This is a genomic window from Ignavibacteriota bacterium (assembly GCA_016707525.1).
In the GTDB taxonomy this organism is placed as follows: Bacteria; Bacteroidota; Ignavibacteria; order UBA10030; family UBA6906; genus JAGDMK01.
Map to the genome: position 1 here is coordinate 132,501 of JADJHP010000002.1, position 12,016 is coordinate 144,516.

14 protein-coding genes (1 of these 14 running past the window's edge) are annotated in these 12,016 nt (G+C 61.2%); 12 read left to right on the top strand and 2 right to left on the bottom strand.

What is annotated here, in order from left to right:
- From pstC to IPI01_04195, 6 genes are all read left to right on the top strand, one after another.
- A protein-coding gene (pstC, locus tag IPI01_04170) for a phosphate ABC transporter permease subunit PstC (protein ID MBK7256998.1) crosses the window boundary here: on the top strand, positions 1 to 603 show its 3' portion. The gene continues 273 nt to the left of window position 1, outside the view; the window shows 603 of its 876 coding nt (coding positions 274-876); the start codon falls outside the window, past its left edge; it ends in the stop codon at positions 601 to 603.
- A gap of 10 nt (positions 604 to 613) precedes the next feature.
- Entirely contained in the window at positions 614 to 1,459 is an 846-nt protein-coding gene (pstA, locus tag IPI01_04175) for a phosphate ABC transporter permease PstA (protein ID MBK7256999.1), read from the top strand.
- 5 nt (positions 1,460 to 1,464) lie between these two features.
- A complete protein-coding gene (locus IPI01_04180) occupies positions 1,465 to 2,214 on the top strand; it encodes a phosphate ABC transporter ATP-binding protein (GenBank protein ID MBK7257000.1) in 750 nt (249 codons plus the stop codon).
- Between the two features lie 3 nt (positions 2,215 to 2,217).
- A complete protein-coding gene (gene pstB, locus IPI01_04185) occupies positions 2,218 to 2,976 on the top strand; it encodes a phosphate ABC transporter ATP-binding protein (protein MBK7257001.1) in 759 nt (252 codons plus the stop codon).
- A 28-nt stretch (positions 2,977 to 3,004) separates the two neighbouring features.
- A complete protein-coding gene (phoU, locus tag IPI01_04190) occupies positions 3,005 to 3,670 on the top strand; it encodes a phosphate signaling complex protein PhoU (protein ID MBK7257002.1) in 666 nt (221 codons plus the stop codon).
- 63 nt (positions 3,671 to 3,733) lie between these two features.
- Entirely contained in the window at positions 3,734 to 4,507 is a 774-nt protein-coding gene (locus IPI01_04195) for a hypothetical protein (protein ID MBK7257003.1), read from the top strand.
- 15 nt (positions 4,508 to 4,522) lie between these two features.
- Here the strand turns inward: IPI01_04195 and IPI01_04200 are convergent, their stop codons facing one another.
- Positions 4,523 to 7,024, bottom strand: a complete 2,502-nt coding sequence (locus tag IPI01_04200) for an ATP-dependent Clp protease ATP-binding subunit (protein MBK7257004.1) — start codon at positions 7,022 to 7,024, stop codon at positions 4,523 to 4,525.
- Positions 7,025 to 7,311: 287 nt separating this feature from the next.
- Between IPI01_04200 and IPI01_04205 the strand changes: the two genes are divergently transcribed.
- Positions 7,312 to 7,533, top strand: coding sequence for a zinc ribbon domain-containing protein (locus tag IPI01_04205; GenBank protein MBK7257005.1), 222 nt, complete (start codon positions 7,312 to 7,314; stop codon positions 7,531 to 7,533).
- A 90-nt stretch (positions 7,534 to 7,623) separates the two neighbouring features.
- Here IPI01_04205 and IPI01_04210 read toward each other — a convergent pair whose 3' ends face one another.
- On the bottom strand, positions 7,624 to 8,529 hold the full coding sequence (locus IPI01_04210) for a decaprenyl-phosphate phosphoribosyltransferase (protein ID MBK7257006.1): 906 nt from the start codon (positions 8,527 to 8,529) through the stop codon (positions 7,624 to 7,626).
- A 117-nt stretch (positions 8,530 to 8,646) separates the two neighbouring features.
- Here IPI01_04210 and IPI01_04215 point away from each other — a divergent pair, with 117 nt between their 5' ends.
- The 5 genes from IPI01_04215 to IPI01_04235 all read left to right on the top strand — a co-directional run bounded on the left by IPI01_04215 (position 8,647) and on the right by IPI01_04235 (position 11,957).
- A complete protein-coding gene (locus IPI01_04215; GenBank protein ID MBK7257007.1) occupies positions 8,647 to 8,841 on the top strand; it encodes a hypothetical protein in 195 nt (64 codons plus the stop codon).
- A complete protein-coding gene (locus IPI01_04220) occupies positions 8,838 to 9,866 on the top strand; it encodes a zinc-binding dehydrogenase (protein ID MBK7257008.1) in 1,029 nt (342 codons plus the stop codon). The genes IPI01_04215 and IPI01_04220 overlap by 4 nt, the downstream gene beginning before the upstream one ends.
- A 33-nt stretch (positions 9,867 to 9,899) precedes the next feature.
- Positions 9,900 to 10,475 carry a leucyl/phenylalanyl-tRNA--protein transferase gene (locus tag IPI01_04225; protein MBK7257009.1) on the top strand — a complete coding sequence of 192 codons (576 nt, stop codon included), beginning with the start codon at positions 9,900 to 9,902 and terminating at the stop codon, positions 10,473 to 10,475.
- 168 nt (positions 10,476 to 10,643) lie between these two features.
- Complete coding sequence (locus IPI01_04230) at positions 10,644 to 11,045, top strand: hypothetical protein (protein MBK7257010.1); 402 nt, start codon at positions 10,644 to 10,646, stop codon at positions 11,043 to 11,045.
- 12 nt (positions 11,046 to 11,057) lie between these two features.
- Positions 11,058 to 11,957 (top strand): phosphoribosylaminoimidazolesuccinocarboxamide synthase, encoded by a 900-nt coding sequence (locus IPI01_04235; protein ID MBK7257011.1) that lies wholly within the window; start codon positions 11,058 to 11,060, stop codon positions 11,955 to 11,957.
- Positions 11,958 to 12,016 lie beyond the last annotated feature (59 nt).

Here is a 12,016-nt window from a genome sequence, read left to right on the forward strand (position 1 = left end):
GCCCTGTACATCGCCGAGATCGCACCGCCGAAACTCAAGGAGATCCTGAAGGCCGGGATCGAGCTCCTCGCCGCGATCCCGTCCGTGGTGATCGGTTTCATCGGTATGGTCACCCTCGGCCCCTTCATCAAGGAAACGTTCAACCTCTCCACGGGCCTCACCGCGCTCACCGGCTCCATCACCCTGGCCTTCATGGCCATGCCCACGATCGTGTCGATCGCCGAGGATGCCGTTACCGCCGTGCCCAAACAGTACCGTGAAGCAGCCATCGCCATGGGCGCCACCAAATGGCAGACCACCTGGCGCATTGTGACCTACGCCGCGCGGCCGGGCATCATCGCCGCCATCATGCTCGGCATCGGCCGCGTGATCGGGGAGACCATGGCGGTGATGATGGTGACCGGCAACGCCGCTCTCATCCCTCATAGTTTCCTGCAGCCCGTGCGCACCCTGACGGCCACCATCGCCGCGGAAATGGGGGAAAGCGTCCAGGGAGGCGACCATTACGCCGCCCTCTTCGCCATCGGCATCGTGCTCTTCATTATCACGTTCCTGATCAACGGGTTCGCCGATATCTACCTCCACCGGACGACCCGCAGGTAAAGGACCGACCATGAACGCCCGTACTGAACAACGCATCGCCTTCGGGTTCCTCCTCGGTGCCACGCTTCTCGTGGTGATGCCCGTCCTCATCATCCTTGCGATCATCTTTCTGAAGGGCATCTCCGCCCTCAACCTGGATTTCCTCCTGGGGTTCCCCGAGAGCGGCATGAATGCCGGCGGTATCCTGCCGGCCATCCTCGGTACACTGTATCTCGTCTTCGGCGCCGTGGCCTTCGCCGTTCCCCTCGGGGTCCTCTCGGCGATCTATCTCGTGGAGTATTCGCGCGATAACGCGATCAGCCGGCTCATCCGGCTGGCCATCGTGAACCTGGCCGGCGTGCCTTCGGTCGTCTACGGCCTCTTCGGGCTCGGGATCTTCGTGATCTTCCTGGGGTTCGGAGTCTCCATCCTGTCCGGCTCTCTCACGCTTGGGATCATGATCCTCCCCGTGATCATCACGGCGTCGCGTGAAGCGCTCGAAAGCGTGCCGAAGTCGTTCCGCCTGGTCAGTTTCTCCCTCGGCGCCAGCCGGTGGCAGACCATCCGCCATGCCGTGCTGCCGCATGCGCTCCCGGGCATCATGACCGGAACGATCCTCGGGCTGGGAAGGGCAGCGGGCGAAACCGCCCCGATCCTGTTCACGGTGGCCGCCTTCTATTTGCCGGCCCTCCCGGAGTCCGTCTTCGACCAGACCATGGCCCTCCCGTACCATCTGTACGTGATCTCGACACAGGTTCCGGGCATCCGCGAAGACTTCCGGTTCGGGACCGCACTGGTGCTCCTTCTGCTCGTGCTGCTCCTGAACCTGGCTGCCATCATCCTGCGCTACCGCTTCCGCAAGAAGAAAAAGTGGTGACCTCCATGGCGACACATATCTCCGTCCAGGACCTGAGCGTCTTCTACAAGGACAACGCCGCCCTCCGGGGGCTTTCGTTCGATATCCATCGCAACGAGATCTTCTCGATCATCGGGCCTGCGAATTCCGGGAAGAGCTCGTTCCTCCAGACACTGAACCGCCTCAACGAATTGAACGATGTGTACCGGAAGACCGGGACGATCACGCTGGACGGCGAGGACATCGACAGGATCGATGTCGAGGAACTCCGGGCCCGCATCGGTATCGTGTTCGCCCTGCCGTTCCCGCTCCCGATGTCCATCGCCGACAACATCACGTATGGTCCACGGATGCATGGCATCCGCAACAAAGCGGAACTGGACCGGATCGTGGAGCAAAGCCTCCGTGACGCGGTGCTGTGGGACGAAGTGAAGGACCGCCTGGACAGTCAGGCGATGAACCTTTCCGGCGGTCAGCAGCAGCGGCTGTGCATCGCCCGTGTGCTCGCCGGCAAGCCCGAGGTGATCCTGTTCGACGAGCCCACCTCCGGACTCGATCCGATCTCCACCGCCCGCGTGGAGGAGACGATGCTCGAGTTGAAGGACCGCTTCACGATCGTCCTGGTCACCAACAATGTGGCCCAGGCAGCGCGCGTCGGCACACGGACGGCATTCTTCCTCATGGGAGAACTCGTGGAGCTGGACGAGACCAAGAAGATCTTCACCATGCCATCGGACTCGCGTACCGACGAATACGTGACCGGGAAGTTCGGATAAGACATGACGACACCCATCATACAGACCCGCCGTCTGAACCTGTACTACGGTTCGTTCCACGCGCTCACGGACATCGACATCGACCTGGAAGAGCGGAAGATCACCGCCCTCATCGGCCCGTCGGGCTGCGGCAAGTCCACCCTGGTCCGTGTCTTCAACCGCATGAACGACCTCATCGAAGGCGTCCATGTCACCGGCGATGTGCGTGTCCACGGCGAGGAGATCTTCCGTCCGGATGTGGACCTCATCGCGTTGCGCAAGCGTGTGGGGATGGTCTTCCAGCGCCCGAACCCGTTCCCGCTCTCCGTGGCAGAGAACATCACGTTCGGCCTGCAGATCCACAGGACCGCGCAGCGGAAGGACTTCCCGGCGGTGGTGGAGGAAGCACTGCGGAATGTGCTCCTGTGGGACGATCTCAAGGACCGTTTGAAATCCTCCGCGCTCAGCCTCTCCCTCGAGCAGCAGCAGCGCCTGTGCATTGCGCGGGTGCTGACGATGCGGCCGGAGATCATCCTCATGGATGAACCCTGCTCGGCCCTCGACCCGATCGCGACGATGCGGATCGAGGAACTCATGCGGGAGCTGAAGAAGCAATACACCATCGTCATCGTCACGCACAACATGCAGCAGGCAGCGCGGGTGTCGGATTACACGGCTTTTCTGTACCTTGGAGAGGTGGTGGAATTCGGGGAGACGAAGCAGATCTTCACCGCACCGCGCCAGCAGCGCACTGAAGAGTATATCACCGGCCGGTTCGGCTGAGATCCGGGTCATCATGTAAGGATGAGTTATGGAACGTCATTTCGACCGTGAACTGGAAAGCCTGAAGACCATGCTGATGAAGATGGCGAGCATGGCGGAGGACAATTTCCACAATGCCATCCGTTCCCTCGTGGAGCGGAATGTGGAGCTCGCGCAGCAGGTGATCCGGACGGACGGGCGTGTTGATGCGCTGGAGCTGGAGATCGATAATGCCATCGTGGATATGCTCGCACTGCAGAAGCCGGTGGCGAGCGACCTGCGCCTCATCATCGCGGCACAGAAGATCAACAACGACCTCGAACGCATCAGCGACCACGCAGTGAACATCGCGCAGTCGGCCCAGACGCTGACCGCGTCGGCGGCGTTGCCGTCGCTCCTGCAGATCCCGCAGATGGCGGAAATGACGCGTTCGATGCTGCGCGATGCCCTGGATGCATTCCTGCATCTGGAGCCGGACAAGGCGCGCGCCGTGTGCAAGCAGGACGACCAGGTGGACGACATCAACCGTTCGAACGCCCGCGAGGTGATCGGGTTCATCGGTGCGAAGACGCTGCCGGTGGAGGAAGGGGTGGACCTCATCCGTGTGAGCCGTAACCTGGAGCGCGTGGCCGATCTTGCCACGAACATCGCCGAAGAGGTCGTGTTCCTCACCCAGGCGCGGGTGATGAAGCATCACGCCGAGGAGAAGAAGTAGCCCGCAGCACCGGTCCCCTTCGTAAAACCGTGCCGTCTCCTGTATCTTCTAGGAGACGGCACTATGCATTCCACCCAGAACTCCCATCATCCTCCCCGTGCCCGCGTTCCCGCGGTGCGGCATGTGCAGCCGGGGGAACCCGACTATCCGCTTCCTGACGGCCGCTGGCAGGGCTGGGCCGGCGGGCCGGCACTGTTCGACCCTCAGCTCCCGTCCCCGCCGATAGCATGCATCGGGAACCCCGCGATCATGCAACGCCCTCGGCTTTCCATTCTTTGCTCGGCCCATTGTCCCGGGCCCATCGCGATGGAAACGTACCGGATCGCGCGCAATGCCTTGCCCGGAGGCCCCACGGTGATCGGCGGGTTCCATTCGCCGATGGAGCGCACGGTCTTTGATCTGCTGTCCACCCGGCATGTGCCGATGGTCGTTTGTCCGGGGAGGCGCATCCAATCCCGAAGCGTGCCCGCAGCATGGGCCGCGGCGATCGCCGACGGCCGCCTGGCCGTTCTTTCTCCGTTCGCCCCCGGGCGGCGGCGTGTGGACCGCGGCCTTGCGGGTCTGCGCAACGCGTTCGTGGCGGCCCTCGCCGACACGATCTTCGTCCCCTATGCGCGTCCGGGTGGCGCCGTGGCAGCGCTGGTGATGATGTTGCTCGAGATGGGACGGAACGTGTATACCGTTCAGGATCGCGACACCGAAGGGCTGGTGGTGCTGGGCGCGAGGGCACTGTGCACGGATGCATTCGTCACACTGTTCCGGGGGATGGAAGGGGTGGAGGGGCCTGAAACGAACGATCCCGGCCGTGAGGGCCGGGATCCGTTCATACTTCACTGAAGCGGGGAGAGCGTCTTACGACACGTCAGCCGATTTCTCTTCCTCTTCGACGTCACCGTCACCTTTTTCGGTCACGGGGGTCACGAACTTGAGTTCGTTCGTCTTCTTGTTGACCTTCACCTGCAACACCGTGCCACCGGGGAATTTCCCTTTCAGCAGCTCTTCGGCGATCGGGTCTTCCAGGTACTTCTGGATCGCCCGGCGGAGAGGTCGTGCGCCGTAGGCCGGATCGTACCCGCGATCGGCGAGGAACTCCTTCGCTGCTTTGGAGAGTTCGATGTTGATGCCCTGCGCGACGATCCTCTTTGTCAGGTCGCGGATCTGGATCTGGACGATATCCAGCAGATGCGACTTGTCGAGCGGGTGGAAGATGATCGTGTCGTCGACGCGGTTGAGGAACTCGGGGTTGAACACCCGCTTGAGGGCCTCTTCGATCGTGGACTTCATGGCGCCGTACTCGTCCTTGGCCGTGCCGGCGTTGAAACCGATGCCGCCGCGCTTCAGATCGCGTGTGCCGATGTTCGACGTCATGATCATGATCGTGTTCTTGAAGTCGACCCGGCGGCCCAGACTGTCGGTCAGGATGCCGTCGTCCAGTACCTGGAGCAGCAGGTTGAACACGTCCGGATGTGCCTTCTCGATCTCATCCAGCAACACCACGCTGTAGGGTTTGCGCCGCACCTTTTCGGTGAGCTGTCCGCCCTCCTCATAGCCGACGTAGCCCGGAGGCGCACCGACGAGGCGGGAGACGCTGAACTTCTCCATGTACTCGCTCATGTCGATACGGATCAAGGCATCGTCCGTGTCGAAGAGATAGCGCGCCATGGCCTTTGCCAGTTCGGTCTTGCCGACGCCGGTGGGGCCGAGGAAGATGAACGAACCGATGGGGCGTTTCGGGTCTTTGAGGCCCGCGCGTGTCCGGCGGATGGCCTTCGTAAGTTTGGCGATGGCCTCATCCTGGCCAACGACCTGTTCCTTGAGGGCCTCCTCCATCTTGAGGAGCTTGGCGGACTCCGATTCCGCGATCTTGTTCACCGGGATGCCGGTCATCATGGCCACCACATCCGCCATATGCTCCTCGGTCACCTCGTGGATCGTGTCCTGGGCCTTCATTTCCCATTCGCGCTTGGCGATCTCCAGATCGCTCAGGAGCTTCTTCTCCATGTCGCGCAGCCGCGCGGCTTCTTCGAAGTTCTGGCTCTTGACGACCTGGTTCTTGGACTGCTTGATCTTCTCGACCTCGCCTTCCAGGTCGAGGATCTCCTGCGGCACGTGGATGTTAGCGAGGTGGACGCGGGAACCGGACTCGTCCAGCACGTCGATCGCCTTATCCGGCAGGTACCGGTCGGTGATGTACCGGTCGCTCAGCCGGGCTGCAGCTTCGATGGCCTTCTCCTGGTAGCGGACGCCATGATGCTCTTCGTACTTGTGTGCGATGTTCGTCAGGATCTGAATGGTCTCATCGACCGACGTCGGGTCCACCATGATCTTCTGGAAGCGACGATCGAGCGCGCCGTCCTTCTCGATGTACTTCCGGTACTCGTCGAGGGTCGTGGCGCCGATGCACTGCAGCTCGCCGCGGGAGAGCGCGGGCTTGAACATGTTGGAGGCATCCAGGGACCCGGAGGCGCCGCCCGCACCGACGATCGTGTGGAGTTCATCGATGAACAGGATGACGTCCTTGGCCTTCTCGAGCTCATTCATGACCGCTTTCATGCGCTCTTCGAACTGGCCGCGGTACTTCGTACCGGCCACCAACGCCGCAAGGTCCAGGGTGACCACCCGCTTGCCGTGGAGCACGCGGGAGACCTTCTTCTGGACGATGCGCATCGCGAGGCCCTCGGCGATGGCGGTCTTGCCCACGCCCGGTTCACCGATGAGGACGGGATTGTTCTTCTTGCGGCGGCTCAGGACCTGGGCCACGCGTTCGATCTCTTTTTCCCGGCCGACGATCGGATCCAGCTTGTCCTCGATGGCGAGCTTCGTAAGGTCGTGCCCGAAATTGTCGAGCACCGGTGTCTTGGACTTCTCGGCCTTCTTCTCCGCCGCCGGCTGGTGGGGCTGCTGCGGGCTGGAGGGTTTGCCGTTGATGATATTGTCCAGTTCGCCGCGCACCACATCGTAGTGGATGTTGAACTGGTGCAGGATCTGGGCAGCGATGTTATCGTCGTCGCGGAGGAGCGACAGGAGCAGGTGCTCCGTGCCGATCACATCCGATTTGTACAGCTTCGCTTCGAGGTAGGTGATCTTCAGGACCTTCTCTGCCTGCTTCGTCAGCGGGATGTTCCCGATGGTCAGGGTGCCGCCGGAGGTCCGCACCGTATCCTCGATCGCCTTCTTCAGTTTGAAGAGGTCGACGCCGAGGTTGCGGAGGATCTTCACAGCGATCCCTTCTCCTTCCCGGATCACGCCGAGGAGGAGATGTTCGGTACCGATATAATCATGACCGAGTCGCAATGCTTCTTCGCGGCTGAGGCGAATGACGTCCTGCACCCGGTTGGAGAAATTGCCTTCCATTCAAGACCCCGTCTGTAGTATGAACCGCGCAGATCCTTCCGCGCATTTCTATTATACGTAACACGCAGCGGCAAGAGCTAGGTTCCGCTCTCTCACCGGGACAGGCAAGTGAATATAACCAAAAGGGCAAGGTAAGTCAATTTATGCCCAATGGGGCTCAAAAATGCCGTTCTGCAACGGCAAGCACCGGTCACCCATGTGCGAAGCACTTTCTATGCCGCCTCTTGAACCTTTTCTCCGATTGGTGCATCTTATAGGAGATAACAGTCCCGTTGAAGAGGAGTGCCATGCCGATCTACGATTATCAGTGCAATGAGTGCGGAAAGACCTACGATATCTTCCACAAGGTCCGCGAGGTCGAAGAGGATATCCTGTGCCCGGAGTGCGGATCCGTGAAGCACACGCGCCTGCTCTCGGCGCCGAGTTTTGCGATGAAGAGTGGCGCACCGGAACCCCCGCCGTGTGCGAGTGGGGGATGCTGTAGCGGCGGTTCGTGCGGGATGAATTGATACGCTGACATGTCTCCAGGCCTTCCAGAAATGACGGCGCCGGTCAGGATCTCTGACCGGCGCCGTTCTCAGTTCAGGGGTGCGCTGGGTTCAGCCGACGATCCCGGTGAAGTAGATCAGCACCACGCAGGAAGCGATCCACAGCAGGACGTTCGCGATGATGGGGAAATCGGATGAGACGACGGCGGCCGGGTTCTCCACGGCTTCGGTCGTGTGGATGAGGTGCATGTACCGGAACACGCCGTACATGACGAACACGGTCGTGTAGATGAGCTTGTCCGTTCCGAACACCGTGACGGTCCGCGGCGCCACCGTGTACAGCGCGTACGAGATGACGGTGCCCGCAGCCGTGATCGTGAGCATCTGGTCCAGCACACCCAGGCGGTAATGCTGCAGCACCTTCCGTTCGGGCATTGCGCCCGCTGCCTGCATGGCGACGATCTCCCCCCGCCGTTTGGCGAATCCGAGGAACAGGGAGATGAAAAGGGTGCAGAGGATCAGCCAGCTCGAGACGTAGACCGAGATGGCATAGGCGCCGCCCAGGACGCGGAGCATGAACCCTGCGGCGATGATGAACACGTCCAGAAGGAAGATCTCTTTCAGCTTGAAGGTATAGGCCAGATTCATCAGGAAATACGCGCCGAGGAGGAAGAGAAACTTCTCCGGCATGCCGGTCACCAGGAACACGTCCGCCACGAGCAGCAGGGCGAGGATGCCGAAGGCCGCGGGGACCGAGATCGTGCGGGCCGCGAGGGGGCGCAGTCTCTTCTTGGGGTGGGCACGGTCCGCTTCCACATCGATCATATCGTTGATGATATAGACCATGCTGGCGGTCAGGCAGAATGCCGCGAAGGTACGCACCGTCAGCAGAAGGGGTTCCGGCTGGAAGAGCTCCTTGGCGAAGACGAGCGGCGCGAACACGAAGCCGTTCTTGATCCACTGCTTGGGGCGGATGAGCTTGATCGCTGCGAGGATGGGTGCCGTGACTGCTTTCATGACCTCCTGTCTCAGGTGTGTGTCCTGAGAGATTACTCATTCCCCGTACAAATTGCAAGGCGGGGGTTTGACCGTTCCTCCTTTTTTTCGTACCATCGGACAGAGGAGACCCCCTGCATGACCCACGAAGAACAGAAGCAGATGATCCTGGAACTGCGCGACTACACGCACAAGATGTCGCGTACCGAAGAAGAGGCCTTCCAGATGTATGTGAAGCGCAAGAAGGATGACGAGGATCTGGACAACCTCTCCCAGAAGAAGCTCGCAGCAATGTACGAGCGGTACGTGGTGAACAGGGTGAAGCGCCTATGAAAGCAGCCTTTGTCACCCGCTACGGCGGTCCCGAGGTCCTCGAGTTCCGGGACGCTGCCATCCCCGAGCCCGGGCCTGACCAGGTTCTTGTGAAGGTCCGCTGCATCGGATTGAACTTTGCCGATATCGTGGGACGGTTCGGCGCGTACCCCGGCACCCCGAAGCCGCCATACATCCCCGGGCTGGAGTTCTCCGGGGATGTCGTGCGCATCGGCTCGGGCGTGACCAAGTTCTCCGGCCGTGAGCGCATCATGGGGTACAGCAAGCTCGGCAGCCACGCGGAGTATGTGCTGGTGAATCAGCACTATGCCACCGCCGCCCCCGAACAGATGTCGTACGAGGAAGCAGCGTCGTTCCTGGTCTCGATGCTCAGTGCGTATCACGGACTGGTGCGTCTCGCGAACCTGCACACCGGCGAACGGATCCTCGTGCATGCGGCGGCGGGGGGTGTGGGACTCGCATCCGTCCAGATCGGCCGTCATCTGAATGCGGAGGTGTTCGCGACCGCGGGGACGGACGAGAAGGTGGAGATCGCGAAGAGTTTCGGAGCGCATCATGTCATCAATTATACGACGGACGCCTTCGAGAAGAAGATCGACGGGCTCACGGAGGGCTATGGGGTCGATGTGGTCATGGACTCCGTGGGTGGCGAGGTGTTCAAGAAGAGCTGGGCATTGCTTGCCCCGATGGGACGCTATCTGCTGCTCGGGGTATCCTCGATGACGACCGCTGATGGCAATCTCACGCGTGCAATGATCGTGGATGCGTATGAGCAGATGAAGCCGATCTTCCCTCCCGGGTTGATCCATATCAACAAGGGGATCTTCGGCTTCAACCTCGGACTCATCACGGGCAAGGAGCGGTATTTTGAAGAGGCAGCAGGGGAGCTCCTGACCTGGTACCGCCTCGGTGCCTTGCGACCGCTCGTCGGCAAGGTGTTCCCGTTCCGTGAGATCGTAGAAGCGCACCGCTACCTGCAGAACCGCCAGTCGGTCGGCAAGGTGGTGGTTCGCATGGATGAATGAACCAATCCCGTGACAGGCCGGCACCACCATGAGATCCTCACACCCGATATCCTGCTCGATGCGTATCGTATCGGCTTCTTTCCGATGGCGGAGAGCCGGGACGGCCCGCTCTCGTGGTATTCTCCCGACCCGCGCGGGATCATTCCCCTCAGGCCGGGCAACATCCCCAGGAGCGTACGCAAGCTCGTCCGCGACGGACGGTTCGAGGTGCGGTTCGACACGTCCTTCGAGCAGGTCATGCGGGCATGTGCGGAGCGTGAGGAGACGTGGATCTCCGAGGAGATCATCGCGGTCTATACCGCGCTTTTCAAGGTCGGCTATGGGCACAGCGTCGAGGCCTGGGAAGGTGGAGCGCTTGTGGGGGGGCTGTATGGCGTGGCGATCGGAGGAGCGTTCTTCGGGGAGTCGATGTTCAGCCGGGTATCTGGAACTTCCAAGGTTGCTCTTGCCTCGCTTATCGTACGGCTTGAAGCGTCCGGCTTTTCACTTCTGGACTCACAATACATTACCCCCCATCTTGCCCAATTTGGGGCCATCGAGGTACCTCGCATCGAGTATCTCGCCCTCCTCGAGAATGCCCTCGAAATCGACGTATCCTTCAACGACTGACCGCCCGTCACATGTTGGAACAATTTCTGTGATCTGGGATGTGCGCTGCGTCACAACTGGCGAAATCCCGCCGATCTCCTATTGCAAAGGCTGGTGTTTGTGGGTATATTGTGTGTGAATCAATTCCTTCTCGCAGCCGCATTCCAAGGTGCCAAGGAGTACTTCCTCATGTCTCTCGCACGAGACGCACACAAGGTGGAACGGGTGACGATCACGCTGGTCCCCCGTGCAGATGAGCGGACATTGTTGCAGATCCCTTCGACGTTCAACAGGCTTGAACGTACGTACGCCTGGCGGACATCCGGATCGTTGAACTACATGCTCGTGCCTACGCGCATCTCCAGTCATGAGATCAAAGTGGACCTGTTCGTGGATTCGTTGCGCAAGGGGAAGGGTCATATCAAGAACATTCAGAAGACCGTTCAGGATTTCGTGAATGCGAAGATCGAGTCCGAGTGGCGCGGATTGAAGCTCGAGAGCATCAGCCGGGCATCCGTTGCTGCACCGCCGACCTCGCAGATCGTGCGTGGCACGATCGAAGAGATCCTGGGCGCGAGCTTCGAGCGCTGATCCCTCACCCGCATGCCCGCACACGTCATCACGTCCACCGCCGGGGGGCCATTCACGCCGTCGCAGCAGGGAAAAGTGCGCGACATCTACGCCCTGGGCGACCGCCTGTTGTTGTGCGCGACCGACCGGTTGTCTGCTTTTGATGTCATTCTCCCTGACGGTATTCCCGGCAAGGGAGAAGTGCTGACCCGCATTTCGGCCTTCTGGTTCCAGAAGCTCTCGCATGTCGTCCCGCACCATCTGATCTCGATCGAGCAAGAGGATCTTCCCGAGCCGTTCCGTTCACGTCCGGACATCTTCGCCGGTCGCTCGATGCTGGTGCGCGCCTCGCGGCCGCTGCCGGTCGAGTGCATCGTGCGCGGGTATCTGTCGGGCTCCGGGTGGAGCGAGTACAAGCGGACGGGCAGCGTCTGTGGCATCACGCTTCCCGCGGGGCTCCGCGAATCGGACGAACTTCCCGAGCCGATCTTCACGCCGACCACCAAAGCGGCGATCGGCGAGCACGACGAGAACATCACGTTCGAGCAGATGTCGGACATCCTGGGTGCCGGGCGCGCCCGTGAGGTCCGCGATGTCTCGATCCGCCTGTACAAGGAGGGCGCTGCCCACGCGCGGACGCGCGGCATCATCATCGCCGATACCAAGTTCGAGTTCGGCGTGGATGAGAAGGGCGGGTTGGTCTGGATCGACGAGGCGATGACGCCGGACTCATCGCGGTTCTGGCCTGTTGCGGCATATGTGCCCGGCGGGGCGCAACCGAGTTTCGACAAGCAGTTCGTTCGTGATTACCTTACGGCGATCAAGTGGGACAAGCGGCCTCCGGCACCGTCCCTTCCTGCGGACGTCATCGCGACGACCGCACGGAAGTATGGTGAGGCGCTTGCGCTCATCACCGGCAGTTCTCTCCAATAACGGCACTCACACCCGCTGTACCCCCACGCCTGCGGCATGCACCGCAGACACTGGCTGAC